Below are 18,271 nucleotides of genomic sequence, written 5' to 3'. Positions count from 1 at the left end.
TCGTCGCGGGCCGTGCCGGCAGCGGCGAGGTCCTCGGCGAAGACGTCGCGGGCCGTGCCCCCAGCGGCGGCCGCGCCCTCGAGAGTCCGGCGGACCTCAGCCACGGTGGCCGACCGCCAGCAGCGGGAGCGTGAACGCGCCCGACTGGATCCCCCGCAGGTCCACGACGACGTAGCGGAACCCCGCCTCGCGGATGCCGTCGTCCAGCGCGCGACGCACGTCCTCCTCTCCGGCGCGGGCGATCTCCGCCGTCGGGAGCTCGATCCGGGCGATGTCGCCGTGGTGGCGCACGCGCCCGTCCGAGAAGCCCAGCTCGCGCAGCACCTCCTCGGCGCGCTCGACCTGCTTGAGCTTCTCGGCGGTGACCTCCTGCCCGTGGGGGATACGGGAGGCCAGGCACGGCGCGGCCGGCTTGTCCGCGACCGGCAGCGCCAGCGCCCGCGCGACCTCGCGCACCTGCTTCTTGGTCAGCCCGGCCACCGAGAGCGGGCGCAGCACCCGGTGGTTGGTGGCCGCCTGGGAGCCGGGCCGGTCGGGCCGCCGGGCGTCGTCGGCGTTCTCGCCGTACGCGACAGCAGCGAGCCCCTGCTCGGCCACGACCTCGTCGGAGATCCTCGCGAAGAGCTCGTCCTTGCAGAAGAAGCAGCGGTCGACGCCGTTCTTGACGTAGTCCGGGTTCTCACCCTCGTGGGTCTCGATCTCGACCACCCGCGCACCGATGAAGGCGGCGGTCTCGTGGGCGAGCGCCCGCTCGGACCGGGCGAGAGAGGGTGAGACACCGAGCAGCGCGACGACGTTCTCGGCCCCGAGGGTGCGGACCGCGAGAGCCAGCAGGAGCGCGGAGTCGACGCCGCCCGAGTACGCCACGCCCAGCGGGGCCGCACCACGCACCTCGGCGGCGACGGCGTCGGCCAGCGCGAGCGGCTCACCGACGAGGTCGGTAGTCATTCCGGGCACGTCTCCTCCTGGGCCTCGTTCCTGGCGTCACCCTACGTCGTGGTCGCCGCGCGGAACGAGGCGGCGCTGCTTGTTGCCGCCAGTTGCTCGCGCGTCAGGCGCGTGCGGGCAGCGGCTCGGGCGAGGTGGCCGCCGTCTCGCCCTCCGGGTGCAGCTCGGCGTGCCGGCGGGCGCGGTTCTCCTCGATCTGGTCCATGATCTCGACGAAGCGGTCCTCGGTGATGGGGTAGCGCCACATGATCGCGAACGCCAGCAGGAAGAAGATGGCGGGGATGACCGCGACGGTCAGCGTCATGCCGTCCAGCACCGACTGCGGCTGGACGTCCGCGGCGCCGTCGAAGCCGATGAGGCCGAGCGCGTAGGCGGCGATCGCGGCGCCCACCGCCTGGCCGACCTTGCGGGTGAAGGAGAACGCCGAGTAGGTCGCGCCCTCGGTGCGGATACCGGTCTTGAGCTCGCCGTACTCGACCGTGTCCGCCTCGAGCGCCCAGGTCATCGTGTTCAGCAGCGCCATGCCCAGGCCGATGAGGAACAGGCCGAACAGGCTCACCAGCAGGTTGTCGCCCACGCCGAACAGGACGCCGCCGGCGACCGCGACCAGGCAGGCGGCCAGGAATCCGTGCTTCTTGCCGAGGCGGCGCGTGACGCCGGGGCCGAGAGGCCCGACGTAGAGCACGGCACCGGTGGTGATGATCGTGACGACCGAGGCGAGCCAGTTGCCGGCTCCGGCGTACTGCGAGAGGGCGTCGTTCGCGATGTAGATGCCCATCGCCGAGACCACGTTCTGCCCTGTGAGGTAGAAGAACGACGCGATGCACAGCCGGACCAGGGGGCCGTTCTGGCGGACCGTGGCGACGGTCTCCCGCAGGGTGACGCGCTCGACCTCGCGGAACACGTTCTCCTTCGAGGTGAGGAAGGTCCACATGTACAACGCGGTGCCGACGACGAGGAAGGCGACGGCGGTGAGGAGGAACGTGGTGGAGAGGTCGTCGGCGCCCGCGATCTGCGGCGCGAGCACGAGAGAGAGCAGAAGGATGGTCGCGCCGGAACCGACCATCCGGGCGGAGGCGAGTCGCGAGCGGTCCACGGGGTCCTGGCTCATCGCACCGGCCAGGGACCCGAACGGGATGTTGACGAGCGAGTAGAGCAGCCCGAGGACGGCGTAGGAGACGACGGCCCAGACGATCTTCATGCCGTAGTCGTCGACGGGGATCCAGAAGCACAGCAGGTTCGCCGCCAGCAGCGGCACCGAGTACCAGAGGATGAACGGACGGAACTTGCCCCAGCGGGTCATCGTCCGGTCGACCATGCGGCCCGCGAACAGGTCGGCGAACGCGTCCCAGATCTTGACGAAGAGGAAGATGTTGCCCGCATGCACCGGGTCGATCCCCACGACGTTGGTGTAGAAGATCAGCAGGAACAGACCAGTCATCTGGAAGGCGATGTTGTTGCCCGCGTCGCCGGCGCCGTAGCCGGCGACCGTCCTGAAGGACAGGTGCGGTCGCGTTGTCGTGCTCGTCATGGGAGAGCTCCTCGGTCCGCCGGCCACCGCGCGGTCCGACGCCTGAGGTCACGGCGCCTGCGCGCGGCGGCGGTTGTTGTGATGTGGCCATTCGACGACCGCAGCCGTCGTGGCAACAAGGAGTTGCCAGAGATTGCATGAACTAACCGGAACGTACATAGGCAGCTAACTCTGGAACCCGGAAGAGGCAAGCGATTGCCGCCGGTTGCCCCCGACTCCGTTACGGTGGTGGCCATTCAGGGAGGAGTGGCCGCTGTGGGACGCAAGGACACCGACGGGGCGGGGGACCGCGAACCGGTCGAGGCGTTGGACGACGAGCACCGTCCGGCACAGGACGCCGCGATCCGTGACGGGCAGGACGCCGCCGTCCCCGACGCTCAGGCCGCAGTCCCGGAAGACTCATACGAGACCCCGCCAGGCCAGGAAGGAGACGTGCCGGCGGAGGCGGTGGCCAGCGGCCAGCGACGACGCATCTCGCCCACGATCTACGACGTCGCGCAGGCCGCCGGTGTGGCTCCGTCGACGGTCTCGCGCACCTTCTCGCGTCCGGGCCGGGTCAACTCCGAGACCGCCGACCGGATCCGCAAGGTTGCGGCCGAGCTGGGTTACCGGACCAACCCGATGGCCCGGGCCCTGGCCACCACGCACTCCAGCCTCATCGCCCTGGTCGTCCCGGACATCACCAACCCGGTCTACTTCGAGATCATCAACGGCGTCCAGGACGAGGCGGCCGAGGCCGGGTACACGGTGCTGCTGGTGGACTCGCGCGAGTCGGACAAGCGGGAGCGCGAGGCCCTCGAGCGGGCGCTGCCCATCGTCGACGGCATCGTGCTCGGCACGTCGCGGATGTCCGACGCCTCGATCCGGATGATCGCCAAGCAGAAGCCCATGGTCGCCCTGAACCGGGCCGTCCGCGAGATCCCCTCGGTCGTGCCGGACAACGCCCGCGGCGTGCGGCGGGCGCTCGAGCACCTCGGCGAGCTGGGGCACGACCCGGTGACCTACCTCGCCGGGCCGGAGGCCTCCTGGGCGGACGGGATGCGCTGGCGCGGGCTGCGCGAGGCCTCCCTCGAGCTGTCCGTGCACGTGCGCCGGCTCGGCCCGCTGTCCCCGAACGTCGCGGGCGGGGTCGCCGGGGCGAAAGCGTGGATGCTCGCGCCGACGTCCGGCGTGATCGCCTACAACGACCTGGTCGCCATCGGCTTCATCCGCGCCGTCCAGGGCCGGGGGATCGGCGTGCCCTCGGACGTGTCGGTCGTGGGGTACGACAACATCTTCGCGGCCGACCTCGTCTCGCCGGCGCTGACGACCGTGGCGACACCCCGCCGGGCGCTCGGGGCGGCGGCGGTGCGCAACCTCGTCGCCCAGATCAAGGGTGCGCACCCACGCGGCGGGCCGCCCGTCGTCGTCCCGGTCAAGCTGGTCGAGCGAGCCAGCACCGCCGAGGCCCCGGGTGCCGCCGTCCGCCTCCCGCACTCCGGCGGGCACACGGTGCCGGACATCCTGCCGGCGCCGGAGAATGCGTAGGTCGGGCCGAGCCGCCCGGGCCGTGGCGTCGAACCAGCTGCCCGACCGACCGGACGCCGGCAGGTCGAGCCGTCGGCGCTGGACCGATCGCCTGCAGGACCCGACGGACCGGGCAACTGGCGGCAACACGTTGCCCGGGCCGCGACAGCGCGAGGAGGATGGCACGCATGACCACCGCTGACGACGCAGTCCTCCACGTCCACCCCGACCGGCTGCTCCCCACCGAGCCCGGCCTGCGGAGCATCGCCCGAGAGCTCTACGACGCGGTGAAGGACCTCCCGATCATCTCCCCGCACGGGCACGTGCCGCCGCAGTGGCTGGCCGACGACGTCCCGTTCGGCGACCCGACGTCCCTGCTGATCACGCCGGACCACTACATCAACCGCCTGCTCCACTCCAGCGGCGTGTCCCTGGCCGACCTCGGCGTCGCGCAGCAGGAGTTCAGCCCCGAGCAGGCCCGCAACGCCTTCCGGCTGCTGTGCTCGAACTGGAAGGTCTACCGCGGCACCCCGATGAAGTTCTGGTTCGAGTCCGAGCTCGCCGACGTCTTCGGCATCGACCTCGTGCCCTCGGCCGAGAGCGCCGACGCCATCTACGACCGCATCGCCGAGGCGATCGCGACGCCGGAGTTCCGCCCGCGCGCGCTGTACAAGCGCTTCAACATCGAGTTCATCGCGACCACCGACGACCCGGCCGACGACCTGCGCCACCACATCAAGCTGGCGAACGACCCGACCTGGGAGGGCAAGGTCGCCCCGACCTTCCGCCCCGACAAGTACCTCGAGCCGGCCACCCCCGCCTGGAACGGCCTGGTCGACACCCTGGGCGAGGTCTCCGGCGTCGACACCGGCACCTACGCAGGCTGGATCGCCGCGATGGAGAACCGCCGCGCGTTCTTCAAGGAGAACGGCGCCGTCTCCTCCGACCATTCCCACCGCGACGCCCGTGCCGAGAAGCTCGACGACTCCGAGGCCGAGCGCCTCTACGCGCGGGCCCGCGCCGGGGAGATCACCTCGGAGGAGGGCGACGCGCTGCGCCGGGACTTCGTCTTCCAGCAGGCCCGCATGGCCTCCGAGGACGGCCTGGTGATGACCCTGCACCCGGGCGTGGTGCGCAACCACCACCAGCCGAGCTTCGAGACGTACGGTGCCGACGTCGGCGGCGACATCCCGATGGCCGTGGAGTACGCCAACGCGCTGCAGCCCATGCTCTCCGCGTTCGGCACCGCGCCGAACTTCCAGCTGGTCATCTTCACCATCGACGAGGACGTCTACTCGCGCGAGGTCGCGCCGCTGGCCGGCTTCTACCCGTCGGTCTACGTCGGTGCGCCCTGGTGGTTCATCGACGAGGCGGAGGCCATCAAGCGCTACCGGGCGGCGATCACCGGATCGGCCGGGTTCACCAAGACCTCCGGCTTCATCGACGACACCCGGGCGTTCCTGTCCATCCCCGCGCGCCACGACATGAACCGGCGGATCGACTCCGGGTTCCTCGCCGAGCTCGTCGCCGACCACCGGCTCACCATGGACGAGGCCCTCGACACCGCCCACGACCTCGTGGTCACCAACCCCCGGAAGGCCTTCAAGCTGTGAACACCGAGCCCAGCGACGTGCCCCGCCTCTCCCGCGCGAACCACGGCCGTCCCGCGGCCCCGGTCCGGATCGTGCACCTGGGCGTCGGCAACTTCACCCGCGCCCACCAGGCCTGGTACACCGAGCACGCACCGGACGCCGACGACTGGGGGATCGCCGCCTTCACCGGGCGCCGCCCGGACACCGCCGAGGCCCTCGCCCCGCAGGACGGGCTGTACACGCTCATCACCCGGCAGGCCGACGGCGACGAGTTCGAGGTCATCAGCTCCCTGTCCGCCGTGCACGCGGCGGACGACTCCGAAGCATTCCTCGGCTACCTCCGCGCCCCCGAGACCGCCGTCATCACGACGACGGTGACCGAGGCCGGGTACATGCGGGGCCCGGACGGCCATCTCGACGCCGACGACGAGCACGTCCGCGCCGACGTCGAGGCGCTCAAGGCCGACCCGTCGGCCACGACACGGACGACGCCGGGCAAGGTCGTCGGCGGGTTCCTCGCCCGCCGGGAGGCCGGCGCCGGGGCGATCACCGTCCTGCCGTGCGACAACCTGCCCGAGAACGGCCCGGCGTTCCGCACGGTCGTCGTCGACCTCGCCGAGCTCGTCGACCCGGCGCTGGTGGGATGGATGGACGACAACGTCGCCTGGGCGACGTCCATGGTCGACCGGATCACCCCGGCCACCACCGACGCCGAACGCGGCGCCGTCGCCGAGTCGCAGGGGTACGACGACGCCTCGCCGGTGCCCACCGAGCCCTTCAGCGAGTGGGTCGTCGCCGGCGACTTCCCGGCCGGGCGGCCCTCCTGGGAGGAGTCGGGCGTCACGATCGTGGACGACGTCGAGCCGTTCGAGCAGCGCAAGCTCTGGATGCTCAACGGGTCCCACTCGCTCATGGCGTACGCGGCGACCATCGTGGGCCACGAGACCGTCGCCGACGCCATCGCCGACCCGACCGTGCGCCGCTGGGTCGAGGCGTGGTGGGACGTCGCCGGGCCGCACCTGAGCGTCCCGCAGGACGACGTCGCCGCCTACCGGGCGGCGCTGCTCGAGCGGTACTTCAACGCCCGGGTGCGGCACCTGCTCGCGCAGATCGCCGCCGACGGCTCCCAGAAGATCCCGGTGCGCATCCTGCCCGCGCTGCGCCTCGAGCGTGCCGCGGGCCGGTTGCCCGACGGCCCGGTCCGCGCCCTGGCCGCGTGGATCCTGCACCTGCAGGGCCACGGCGCACCGGTGAAGGACGCGCGTGAGTCCGACGTCGTCGCGGCCGCCCAGGGCACGGTCGCCGAGGCCACGGAGAAGCTGCTGACCACGTTCGGCGCGGATCTCCTGCCCGACGACGAGCTGGTGGCCGCCGTCGTCGCCAGGTCCGAGGAGATCCTCGCCCACGAGGGCACGGCGAAGGCCCGGCCCGGGCACTGACCCTGCGAGGAACGCAGACGGGGCGTCGTGACCATCGGTCGCGGCGCCCCGTCCGGTTTTCGCGCGCCCGGTCGTTACCGCACCGTGACCGGGCGAAGGCAAGGAGTGGCAACTCGTTGGCAGCGGGGTTGCCGCCGTGGCTGAATCTTCACGTCACAAGTAACGGAACGGGGAGTAGTGCCTTCCCCGGTCCGCACGATGTCCCCCCAGAGCACGATGTCCCCCCACGAGTTTTCGGACCGACCGTGAACCGCAACGAACGCGGCCCGGCCAGGACCGAGAAGATGTCCCGCGGTGAGTGATCAACCGGGGCGTGCACGACCGAACCGCTCGTCGACGAGCAGAACAGGAAGATCCCCCATGATGCGCAAGAAGACCCTCTCCATGGTCGCCCTGGCCGGCGCCACCGCGCTGACCCTGGCGGCCTGCGGCGGCGGCGGCGACGCCACCGATGACGGCACGGCCGGCGGCGGCGAGACCGGGGCCGCCGACGGCACCACCATGCGCCTGTCCCTGAACCAGACCGAGGAGCACCCCTCGTTCATCGCGCTGGACAACTTCGGCGAGCGCCTGTCCGAGGCCACCGACGGCCGCTGGGACATCGAGGTCTACCCGAACGAGGTCCTCGGCGCGCAGCAGGAGTCCCTGCAGCTCGTCTCCGAAGGCGGCGTCGAGATGGCGATCGTCTCCGGCACGCAGCTCGAGAACCTCAACGAGGACTTCCTCGTCTTCAACCTGCCCAAGGTCTTCGACGACGTCGAGCACCAGATGAGCGTCGTGCACGACCAGGAGATCGTCGGCGACCTCTACTCCTCGCTCGAGGAGTCCGACAACCTCACCGTGCTCGGCGGCTTCACGCAGGGCGCCCGCAGCGTCTACACCACCTCCACCGCGGTGGAGACCCCGGCGGACATGGCCGGGATGAACCTGCGTGTCCAGGAGTCCGACCTGCACATCGCGATGGCCGAGGCGCTCGGTGCCTCGGCGACCCCGATGGCCTTCGGTGAGGTCTACACGGCTCTGCAGTCCGGCGTGCTCGACGCCGGCGAGAACAACGAGGTGTCCTACTGGACCCAGAAGCACTTCGAGGTCGCGCCGTACTGGTCCTACACCAACCACCTGGTCGGCCTGGACTACCTGATCATCAACAGCGACGTGCTCGCCTCCATGTCCGAGGAGGACCGGGCCGCCTTCGACGAGGAGTGGACCGCCGCCTACGAGGAGCACACCCAGCTGTGGGACGAGGCCACGCAGGACGCCATCGAGCAGGCCACGGCCGGTGGCGCCACCTTCAGCGAGGTCGACGAGGAGGCCTTCGCCGAGCCGCTGCTCGCCCTGGCCGACCAGTTCATCAACAATGACGTCCAGCAGGCGCTCTACGACGCCGCACGGGCAGCCGCTGAGTGATCCGCTGCGGCCGGGGAGGTGCACCGAGCTCTGCACGGTGCGCCTCCCCGGCCGCGCTGCGCCCGGCCGTCGCGCCGGCAGCCGGCGAACGGCCCGCAACACAAATCGTCGGCGAAACCCTACGCTGTGCCCCACGCGGCGCACACCGTCGCCCCTGAGCGGAGGAACACATGAGTAACAAGGACGTGGGAGGCTCGGGCGGCGACCCGTCTGCCCCCGAGCAGGGGGCCACCGGCAACGGCGGTCGCCCCACAGGAGGGCCGATCGTCGCCGGCCTCGAGGCTGTCCGGAGGTTCATCGACAAGGTCCTCATCATCATCTGCGTGGTCCTCTTCACGGCGCTCGTCGTCGTGGTGTCCTGGCAGGTCTTCTCCCGGCTGGTCCTGCCGACGCCCGCCACGTGGACGGTGGAGGTCGCGCGCTACACCTTCGTGGTGCTCGCACTCCTGAGTGCGGCACTGGTGTTCTCCCAGCGCGGGCACATCGCCGTCGAGGTCCTCGTCAACAAGTTCAACGAGAAGCTGCAGCTCGTCGTCGGCGTCTTCGTCGAGGCGACGATCATGTTCTTCGCCGTGTACGTCCTGATCTACGGCGGCTACGAGGTCGCGACGACCGCGTGGAACCTCGACGTGTCGACCATGCCGGTCAGTGTCGGGCAGATCTACCTCGTCCTGCCGGTCGCGGGCGTGCTGATCACGTTCTTCTCCATCTGCCACGTGGTCGGGATGTTCGCCGGCACGGAGGAGGCCATGCCCGAGATCGACGAGAACCTTCAAGGAATCTGAGGCCGCCATGGAACCCGTGACTCTCGCAATCATCATCTTCCTGGCCGGCATCGTCATCGGCATCGCCCTGGGTGTGCCGGTGGCCGTCTCGATGGGCCTGCCCGCCGCTCTCGCCATCGTCGTCCTGTCCGGCTGGGAGGGCGCCGCCCTCACGTCCGCGCAGCGGATCGTCGCAGGCACGAACTCGTTCCCGCTCCTGGCGATCCCGTTCTTCATCCTCGCCGGCGGCCTGATGAACACCGGCGGCATCGCGCAGAGACTCATCGACCTGGCGCTGGTCGTCGCCGGGCGGCTCCCCGCCTCCCTCGCCCAGACCACCGTCGTCGCCAACGCCATGTTCGGGACGGTCTCGGGTGCGTCCGTCGCGTCCGCCGCCGCCGTCGGCTCGGTGCTGTCGCCGTCGATGCGCAGGGGCGGGTACGACATGAACTTCGCCGCCGGCGTCAACGCGGCCGCGTCCCCGACCGGCATGCTGCTCCCGCCGAGCAACACGTTCATCGTCTACTCGCTCGTCTCGAGCACCTCGATCGCCGCGCTCTTCATGGCCGGCGTCGGGCCGGGGCTCCTCTGGGCGCTCGTCTGCCTCATCATGGTCGCGATCTACGCCCGCAAGCACCCCGAGCTCAAGAGCGGGGAGCGGCCGACCCTCCGGCAGGCCACGATCGTCTTCCTGCGCGCCATCCCGGCGCTGTTCATGATCGTCGTCGTCATCGGCGGCATCCTCGCCGGGTACTTCACGGCCACGGAGTCTGCGGTCGTCGCGGTGCTCTACTCCCTGGTCCTCGGGCTGATCCAGCGGACCCTGAAGCCGCGTGACCTCCCTGGGATCACCCGGGAGGCGGCCGAGACGACGGCGATCGTCATGCTGCTCATCGGGGTCTCGAGCATCCTCGCGTACCTGCTGGCCTACGCGCGGCTCCCCGACCTGATCGCCGACACGATGCTGGGGATCACGGACAACGAGTTCCTGATCATCATCATGATCATGATCGTCCTGCTCCTTGCCGGTACGGTCATGGACCCGACGCCCGCCATCCTGATCTTCACGCCGATCTTCCTGCCCGTCGTCGTCGAGCTGGGCTACAGCCCGATCCACTTCGGCACGATGATGGTGTTCAACATGTGCCTCGGGAACATCTCGCCGCCGGTGGGCAACAACCTGTTCGTGGCGGCGCGCGTCGCGAACGTGCGCATCGAGCCGATGATCGCCAGGGTCATGCCCTTCTTCTGGGCACTGTGCATCGCCCTGTTCGTCGTCGCCTTCGTCCCGCAGCTGTCCCTGTGGCTGCCGGAGGTCACCGGGCTGATCGCCACCCCCTGACGGGACCGACCATCCGGGCAAGGCCGGCGTCGCAGCTGCGGCGCCGGCCTTCACCGTCGGTCTCGACGGCCGATCGCGCTGGGCGTCTCGTCGTCGCCCACGACGGCGACCGCGGGCGTCGCCCCCACGACGGCGCGTCGTCGCCCACGACGGCCGGCTCTCCGGGGCGCAGCACCGCCCGGCTACCAGGGTGGGCGCCGCACGGCCCTAGGGTGGGCACAGACCAGAGAAACGGGGAGTGATGGCGGCACCGGCGGAGCAGTCCGACGAGCGGGTCAGCGCGCGCGTGGCCGCCGAGGCCTGGGAGTCGCTCTTCCGGGCCCAGGTCAACCTGATGCGTCGCTTCGAGGCCGCCGGGGACTTCGCGCCGATCCGGTCGCGCGAGTACGACGTGCTCTTCACCCTCAGCCGGGCACCCGAGCAGCGCCTGCGGCTGCGCGACCTCAACGAGCACGTCCTCCTCTCCCAGCCGAGCCTGAGCCGGATGGTCGAGCGGCTCGAGGGGCGCGGGCTGGTACGGCGCGACCCGGCCACGGACGACGCCCGTGGCCTGGTCGTCGTCCTCACGGCCGAGGGGCTCGCCCTGCAGCGCCACGTGGCCAGGCAGCACGTGCGCAGCATCAGGCGCCACGTCGGCGGGGCGCTCAACGAGGAGGAGCTGCGCACCCTGACGGAGCTGACCGGCCGGCTGCGCGCCTACCGGCCCTGACGTCGCTCGGACCTGCGGCCCGCGATCGGGCTCTGTGGCGGCGGCCGTGCCGAGTAGCGGCGGGCACGGTGCGTGGTGCGCGGCGCGGTCATCGCGCGTGGCGGCGGTCATGCCACGCGGCGGCGGGCAAGGCCGGGCACCGTGCGTGGCACGGTCATGGTGCGTGGCGGCGGCCGGCCCGGGAGCGGGCCGGCCGCGGCCGTCGGCGCAGCGGGACTCAGACGTCCTCGGTGCTCGCCCGCAGCATCCACGCCTGCTTCTCCAGGCCGATGGCGATGCCCGTGAGCAGGTCGGTGCTGAGGTGGTCCTTCTCGTCGAGTGCGTCGAGGTGGCCCTTGATGCGGTCGGACGCCGTCTGCAGACGCTCCTCGAACTGGCGCACGACCTTGTCCGTCGCCAGCCGCCCGCCCTCGAGCGCATCGAGGCCCGAGGTCTCCGCCACCGTCGCGGCCCGCGCGTCGGGTGCGCCTCCGATGGCGACGAGACGCTCGGCGACCTCGTCGGACGCGGCACGCACCTGGGCGATGATCTCGTCCAGCTGGAGGTGCACGGAGCGGAAGTGCGGGCCGTGGATGTTCCAGTGCGCCTGCTTGCCCTGCAGCGCCAGGTCGACGAGGTCGACGAGCGCCTCCTGCAGGCTCGTCTCCTGGATCTTGAGCGGCTTGTTCGGCATGTCGGTCCTCTCCGGCCTCTGTGGCCGACGTCGGGTACGGCGTTCGTCGTCACTGTAGGTCGGGGGCCCGCGGACCGCCTGCGATAGCCTGTACCCATGACGGCCGTGGTGCTCCTTACCCAGCCGCGCTGACACCAGCGGGCGCCCGCTCTCACCGGGCGCCGCACCAGCGCGGCTCGCCTCCCTGCCCGGGAGGTTTTCTTCTGTCAGGAGCAGCCACCCCCCAGGGACGAGGAACGCACCCATGAGCAAGCACGACGAGGCCACCGCTGCCGGCGGCGCGAGCACGGCGACCGACGAGACCGGCCACCGCTACACCGCGGAGCTGGCGAACGAGATCGAGCGACGATGGCAGGACCGCTGGTCCGAGGCCGGGACCTTCCACGCCGACAACCCCTCCGGCGACCTGTCCGGCGACGTGCCGGCCGAGAAGTTCTACCTGCTCGACATGTTCCCGTACCCGTCGGGCAAGGGGCTGCACGTGGGGCACCCGCTGGGTTACATCGCGACCGACGTCGTCGGGCGCTACCAGCGGATGAAGGGCAAGAACGTCCTGCACGCCCTGGGCTACGACGCGTTCGGACTGCCGGCCGAGCAGTACGCCGTCCAGACCGGGCAGCACCCTCGGATCACCACCGAGGAGAACATCGCGAACATGCGCAGCCAGCTGCGCCGGCTGGGCCTGGCGCACGACGAGCGGCGCACCTTCGCCACCACCGACCCCGAGTTCGTGCGGTGGACGCAGTGGATCTTCCTGCAGATCTTCAACTCCTTCTACGACGACGCCGCGCCCCGACCCGACGGCGGCCTGGGCCGTGCCCGCCCGATCGCCGAGCTCGAGGCAGAGCTGGCCGCCGGCACCCGTGCCACCCCGGACGGGCGTCCGTGGTCGGAGCTGGACCCCGACGAGCGGCGTCAGGTGGTCGACGACCACCGGCTGGCCTACATCTCCGACGCGCCGGTGAACTGGTGCCCCGGGCTGGGCACCGTGCTCGCGAACGAGGAGGTCACCGCCGAGGGCCGGTCCGAGCGCGGCAACTACCCGGTCTTCAAGCGAAACCTGCGCCAGTGGATGCTGCGCATCACCGCGTACGCGGACCGGCTGGTGGACGACCTGGACACCATCGACTGGCCCGAGAAGGTCCGCTCGATGCAGCGGAACTGGATCGGCCGGTCCACGGGCGCGCACGTCGACTTCACCGTCCCGGGCACCGACGGGCCGCTGACCGTCTTCACCACCCGCCCGGACACCCTGTTCGGCGCGACCTTCATGGTCGTCTCCCCGGAGCACCCGCTGCTGGCGGACGGCGCCGTGCCGCAGGCGTGGCCCGCGGGCACCAAGGACGCCTGGACCGGTGGCGCCGCCACCCCCGCCGAGGCGGTGCACACCTACCAGCAGGCCGCCGCAGCGAAGTCGGACGCCGAGCGGCAGGACGCCGAGCGCACCAAGACCGGAGTCTTCACCGGGATCTACGCGACCAGCCCGGTCGACGGCGCCCAGGTGCCGGTCTTCGTCGCCGACTACGTGCTCATGGGCTACGGCACCGGCGCGATCATGGCGGTGCCCGGCGGCGACCAGCGCGACTACGAGTTCGCGCAGGCCTACGACCTGCCGGTGGTCTACACGGTCGCCCCGCCCGAGGGCTTCGCCCGCGACGCGGCATACGTCGGCGACGGCGTCGTCGTGAACTCCGCGGGCAAGGACCTGTCGCTGGACGGGCTGGACGTCGCCACCGCCAAGACCACGATGATCGACTGGTTGGAGGACCGTGGCGTCGGGCGCGGCGCCACCACCTACCGGCTGCGTGACTGGCTGTTCTCCCGCCAGCGGTACTGGGGCGAGCCTTTCCCCGTGGTCTACGACGCCGCCGGGCGCACCCACGCGCTGCCCGCGTCGATGCTGCCGGTCGACCTCCCCGAGGTACCCGACTACTCGCCGCGCACCTTCGAGCCGGACGACGCGTCGTCGTCCCCGGAACCGCCGCTGGGCCGGGTGCCCGAGTGGGTGGAGGTCGAGCTGGACCTGGGCGACGGGGTGCAGACGTACTACCGCGACACCAACACCATGCCCAACTGGGCCGGGTCGTCCTGGTACGAGCTGCGCTACCTGGACCCGCACAACCACGACGCGCTGGTCGACCCCGAGGTGGAGCAGTACTGGATGGGCCCGCGCGAGGGCCGGCCCTCCGGCGGCGCGGACCTGTACGTCGGCGGCGTCGAGCACGCCGTGCTCCACCTGCTCTACGCCCGCTTCTGGCACAAGGTCCTGTACGACCTGGGGTACATCTCCTCCGCCGAGCCGTTCCACAAGCTGTTCAACCAGGGCTACATCCAGGCGTACGCCTACGCCGACGCCCGCGGCCAGTACGTCCCCGCCGACGAGGTGGAGGAGTCGGCGGGCGCCGACGACCGTGACCCGTCGGGGGCCACCTACACCTGGCGCGGCCAGGAGGTCTTCCGCGAGTACGGGAAGATGGGCAAGTCGCTGCGGAACATCGTCACCCCCGACGACATGTACGCCACCTACGGCGCGGACACCTTCCGGGTCTACGAGATGTCCATGGGACCGCTGGACGTCTCCCGTCCCTGGGACACGCGCGCCGTCGTCGGCTCGCAGCGGTTCCTCCAGCGACTGTGGCGCAACGTCGTCGACGAGCGCACCGGCGAGACGACGGTGGTGGACGCCCCGGCCGACGAGACGACCCGCCGCCTGGTGGCCCGGACCGCCGACGAGGTCGAGACCGAGATGTCGGGCATGCGGGTGAACACCGCGATCGCCCGCATGATCGTGCTCAACAACCACCTCACGTCCCTCGCCGAGGTGCCGCGCGAGGCCATCGAGCCGCTGGTGCTCATGGTCGCACCCGTCGCCCCGCACGTCGCCGAGGAGCTGTGGGCGCGGCTCGGGCACACCGGTTCCCTGGCCCGTGAGCCATTCCCGACGGCGGACCCGGCCCTCCTGGTCGAGGAGACCGTGACCTGCGTGGTCCAGGTGGCGGGCAAGGTCCGCGACCGGCTCGAGGTCCCGGCCGACATCGCCGAGGACGCCCTGCGTGAGCAGGCCCTCGCCTCGGACGCCGTCCGGCGGGTGCTGGGCGAGAAGGGCGTGCGCACGGTGATCGTGCGCGCCCCCAGGCTGGTCAACATCGTCCCGGAGAAGTAGGCGAGCCGGTCCTGACGACCCGGCGTCACGCAACCGGCGCGACGTCGGGGTGGCGACCGAGGACGTCTGCGCGACGCCGGGCGGTCGCCTCTTCGGCCGCGGGCGGTCGTGTCCGCGGCGACGGGCGGTCTTGTCCGCGACGCACGGCGGTCGCGTCCGTGGACACCTCCGCGGCGCCGGGCACGGATGCGTCACCCTGGGCGGAGAAGCCTTCAGGACCAGGAGTGAACGTATGGAGACGCAGCCCGTCACGCGCACCGGCGTCGAGCGCAGCACCCTCGACGGCGAGCCGACCTGGGTGCTCACGCACCCGCACGGCGCCCGTGTGGTGGTCGCGGAGACCGGGGCGACGGTGCTGTCGTGGCAGGCGCCGGGTCGCGACGGCGACCTCGTGGAGCTCCTCGACGGCTACACGTCAGCGGCCGAGCTCGCCGGGCGTGACGGGTACCGCAACGCCGTCCTCGTCCCCTGGTCGAACCGGGTGCGCGACGCCGGCTACACCTTCGCGGGCACGCACCACGACCTCGCGCCCGGCGCCGGCTCCGGCCGCGAGGCGCTGCACGGGCTCCTGACCGGCGCCCGGTTCGTCCGTGCGCAGGCAAGTGTGCGCGACTCGACCCTGGCGCTGCGGCTGGTCGCCACGATCGAGCCAGGGCAGTACCCGGGCTACCCCTTCTCGCTCGACGTCTCGGTCACGTACGCGCTCGGGGTCGGCTCGGAGGGCGAGGCGCGCCTCGGCCTCCAGCTGGAGGCCACCAACACCGGCGAGGTCGCCGCGCCGGTCGCGCTGGGCTGGCACCCCTACCTGCGGTTGCCCGGGCACAACGCCGTCGACGAGCTCGAGCTGACCGTTCCCGCCCGCTCGAGGGTGCTGACCGACGACCGCCTCGTCCCGCTGGCCGGCGAGCAGGCCCTAGCCGGCGTGTCCGCACCGGTTCGCCTGTCGCCCGTGGGGGAGACGGTTCTGGACCAGGCCTTCACGGACCTCGTGCCCGACGACGACGGCGTGGTCGCGACGGTCCTGCGGTCTGCGCGAACCGGCGAGAGCCTGACCGTGGAGCAGGAGCCGTTCCAGGCGCAGGTGGTGCACGTCTTCACCGGCGACAGCCTGAGGCGCGGCCCCCGGGCCTCGCTCGCCGTCGAGCCCTGCCAGCTCGTCGCCGACGCCCTGAACCGGCCGGACTGCGCCGAGCAGCTCGCACTGGCCCCGGGGGAGCAGCGCCAGCTCGTCAGCGACATCGTGTACCGGCGGGGCTGAGCGTCGGCCGGGAGCTGCTGCTCCTAGCGGCGGCGTCGGGTGCCGAAGATCGAGCGGGTGATCTCCCGGCCGAGCTGGGTGCCCGCCGATCTCAGGAAGCTGTCGAAGGCGCTGGCGCGTTCCTTCCGCGCTCGTTCGGCGGCGGCGCGCGCCCTCTTCTCCTCGCGCTCGATCTCTGCCTGGATCTTCCTCAGCTCACGCTCGCGCTCCTCGGCTGCCCGCACCGCCTCCTTCTCCTGCTGACGCGCCTGCTTCTCGGCCTCCGCCCGGGTGGCCGCTGCCTGCGCGGCGGCCTCCTGCTGGGCCACCCGTGCGGTGAGGAGCTCGTACGCGGACTCGGCGTCCACCGCCTCGGCGTAGCGGGCTCGCAGCGCTGAGCCGGCGACCGTCTGCGCCATCGCCGCAGCCGGCGCGGGCCGCATGGCGGAGCGCGGCGCCCGCATCCGCGTGGCGGCCACCGGGGTGGGAACTCCGTCCTCCGACAGCACCGTGACCACCGCCTCGCCGGTGCCCAGCGAGGTGAGCACCTCCTCCAGGTCGTAGGGCGAGGTGGGAAAGGTCCGGGCGGTGTCACGCAGGGCGTCCGCGTCCTTGGGGGTGAAGGCGCGCAGCGCGTGCTGCACGCGCGCACCCAGCTGCGCGAGGACGTCCGCCGGGACGTCCGACGGTGTCTGGGTGACGAAGACGATGCCGACGCCCTTGGACCGGATGAGGCGCACGGTCTGGACCACCTGCTCGAGGAACTCGTCGGAGGCGTCGGCGAACAGCAGGTGCGCCTCGTCGAAGAAGAAGACCAGCTCGGGCCTCTCCGGGTCGCCCACCTCGGGGAGCGAGCCGAACAGGTCCGCGAGCAGCCACATGACGAACGTCGAGAACAGCGCCGGACGGTCCTGCAGGTCCGGCAGCTGCAGGGCGGAGACGATGCCGCGTCCGTCGTCGGCCGTGCGCAGGAGGTCGGCGGTCTCGAAGGCGGGCTCGCCGAAGAAGACGTCGGCGCCCTGCGCCTGCAGGGCGGAGAGCTCCCGCAGGATCACCCCGGCGGTGGCCGTCGAGATTCCACCGATCTCCCTGAGCTCCGGCTTGCCGTCCTCGCTGGTGAGGTATGCGACGGTCGATCGCAGGTCCTTCAGGTCGAGCAGCGCGAGACCCTGTGCGTCGGCCCAGTGGAAGATCAGCTGCAGGCTCGACTCCTGCGTCTCGTTCAGCCCGAGAACCTTGCTCAGCAGCAGCGGGCCGAAGTCCGTGACGGTGGTGCGGACTGGTACACCGGTCCCGACACCGCCCAGGGAGAGCAGCTCGACCGGGAACGAGGTCGGTGACCAGTCCTGACCGATGCCACGCGTCCGCTCGAGCAGCTTCTCACCGCCCTCGCCGCCCTCGACCATGCCGGAGAGGTCGCCCTTGATGTCGGTGAGGAAGACCGGCACGCCTGCCGTCGAGAGGCCCTCCGCGAGGAGCTGCAGGGTGCGGGTCTTGCCGGTGCCGGTGGCCCCGGCCACCAGGCCGTGCCGGTTCAGCATCGCCAGCGGCAGGGCCACCTGTGCGGCCGGCTGGGGCTCGCCGTCCACGAGGAGCGCGCCGAGGGGCACGACCGGGCCGTCGAAGCTGTAGCCCGCGGCGACCTCCTCCGCGTAGCCGTCCAGCGGGGCGGCGGTCGTAGGGTCGGTCGCCGCAGCCTGCGGGGGAGCGGTGCGGTCTGTCGCCGCAGCCTGCGGGGCAGCGGTGCGGTCTGTCGCCGCAGGCTGCGGGGCAGGTGCAGCTGCCAGTGCCGCGTCCAGCGCGGCCTGGGCCGCCACGGCCCTCGCCTGCGCGGCGTCGGCGGCAGCCTGTGCTGCCTCGGCCCTGAGACGGGCGAGCTCGGCGGTGTCGGTGCGTTCGTCGGCCATGGCGCGATCGTAGGTCCCCGCCCGTGCCGACGGTGCGACCTAAGGTGGGTGGC

13 protein-coding genes are annotated in these 18,271 nt (G+C 71.5%); 9 read left to right on the top strand and 4 right to left on the bottom strand.

What is annotated here, in order from left to right; all coding sequences use genetic code 11:
* Window positions 1-96 precede the first annotated feature (96 nt).
* Together larE and GD748_RS13080 are read right to left on the bottom strand one after the other, a co-directional pair.
* Complete coding sequence (larE, locus tag GD748_RS13085) at window positions 97-948, bottom strand: ATP-dependent sacrificial sulfur transferase LarE (RefSeq protein WP_152195733.1); 852 nt, start codon at window positions 946-948, stop codon at window positions 97-99.
* A gap of 103 nt (window positions 949-1,051) precedes the next feature.
* The gene (locus tag GD748_RS13080) at window positions 1,052-2,479 is read right to left on the bottom strand and encodes a glycoside-pentoside-hexuronide (GPH):cation symporter (protein ID WP_152195600.1); all 1,428 of its coding nucleotides are present in this window, start codon (window positions 2,477-2,479) and stop codon (window positions 1,052-1,054) included.
* A gap of 255 nt (window positions 2,480-2,734) precedes the next feature.
* Between GD748_RS13080 and GD748_RS13075 the strand changes: the two genes are divergently transcribed.
* From GD748_RS13075 to GD748_RS13045, 7 genes are all read left to right on the top strand, one after another.
* Window positions 2,735-4,006, top strand: a complete 1,272-nt coding sequence (locus GD748_RS13075; protein WP_226921302.1) for a LacI family DNA-binding transcriptional regulator — start codon at window positions 2,735-2,737, stop codon at window positions 4,004-4,006.
* Window positions 4,007-4,173: 167 nt separating this feature from the next.
* Window positions 4,174-5,598, top strand: a complete 1,425-nt coding sequence (gene uxaC / locus GD748_RS13070) for a glucuronate isomerase (RefSeq protein WP_226921300.1) — start codon at window positions 4,174-4,176, stop codon at window positions 5,596-5,598.
* Entirely contained in the window at window positions 5,595-7,016 is a 1,422-nt protein-coding gene (locus GD748_RS13065; protein ID WP_226921298.1) for a mannitol dehydrogenase family protein, read from the top strand. Before uxaC ends, GD748_RS13065 begins: the two co-directional genes overlap by 4 nt.
* A gap of 360 nt (window positions 7,017-7,376) precedes the next feature.
* Complete coding sequence (locus GD748_RS13060; protein WP_226921296.1) at window positions 7,377-8,423, top strand: TRAP transporter substrate-binding protein; 1,047 nt, start codon at window positions 7,377-7,379, stop codon at window positions 8,421-8,423.
* 170 nt (window positions 8,424-8,593) lie between these two features.
* Window positions 8,594-9,208 (top strand): TRAP transporter small permease, encoded by a 615-nt coding sequence (locus GD748_RS13055; protein WP_152195598.1) that lies wholly within the window; start codon window positions 8,594-8,596, stop codon window positions 9,206-9,208.
* A gap of 7 nt (window positions 9,209-9,215) precedes the next feature.
* Entirely contained in the window at window positions 9,216-10,529 is a 1,314-nt protein-coding gene (locus tag GD748_RS13050) for a TRAP transporter large permease (RefSeq protein WP_152195597.1), read from the top strand.
* Between the two features lie 241 nt (window positions 10,530-10,770).
* Window positions 10,771-11,238 (top strand): MarR family winged helix-turn-helix transcriptional regulator, encoded by a 468-nt coding sequence (locus tag GD748_RS13045; protein ID WP_152195596.1) that lies wholly within the window; start codon window positions 10,771-10,773, stop codon window positions 11,236-11,238.
* Between the two features lie 217 nt (window positions 11,239-11,455).
* Here the strand turns inward: GD748_RS13045 and GD748_RS13040 are convergent, their stop codons facing one another.
* The gene (locus tag GD748_RS13040; RefSeq protein ID WP_152195595.1) at window positions 11,456-11,911 is read right to left on the bottom strand and encodes a Dps family protein; all 456 of its coding nucleotides are present in this window, start codon (window positions 11,909-11,911) and stop codon (window positions 11,456-11,458) included.
* A gap of 244 nt (window positions 11,912-12,155) precedes the next feature.
* Here GD748_RS13040 and leuS point away from each other — a divergent pair, with 244 nt between their 5' ends.
* Together leuS and GD748_RS13030 are read left to right on the top strand one after the other, a co-directional pair.
* Window positions 12,156-15,074, top strand: a complete 2,919-nt coding sequence (gene leuS, locus GD748_RS13035; RefSeq protein WP_152195594.1) for a leucine--tRNA ligase — start codon at window positions 12,156-12,158, stop codon at window positions 15,072-15,074.
* 232 nt (window positions 15,075-15,306) lie between these two features.
* Window positions 15,307-16,332: an aldose 1-epimerase gene (locus tag GD748_RS13030; RefSeq protein WP_152195593.1), complete on the top strand. Its 1,026-nt coding sequence runs from the start codon at window positions 15,307-15,309 to the stop codon at window positions 16,330-16,332.
* 23 nt (window positions 16,333-16,355) lie between these two features.
* Here GD748_RS13030 and GD748_RS13025 read toward each other — a convergent pair whose 3' ends face one another.
* The gene (locus GD748_RS13025) at window positions 16,356-18,218 is read right to left on the bottom strand and encodes a helicase HerA-like domain-containing protein (RefSeq protein ID WP_152195592.1); all 1,863 of its coding nucleotides are present in this window, start codon (window positions 18,216-18,218) and stop codon (window positions 16,356-16,358) included.
* Between the last annotated feature and the right edge of the window lie 53 nt (window positions 18,219-18,271).

The organism is Georgenia subflava (assembly GCF_009193155.1).
In the GTDB taxonomy this organism is placed as follows: Bacteria; Actinomycetota; Actinomycetes; order Actinomycetales; family Actinomycetaceae; genus Georgenia; species Georgenia subflava.
Note: the sequence above shows the minus strand (reverse complement) of the source record. Positions and strands in the feature narration are given on the sequence as shown.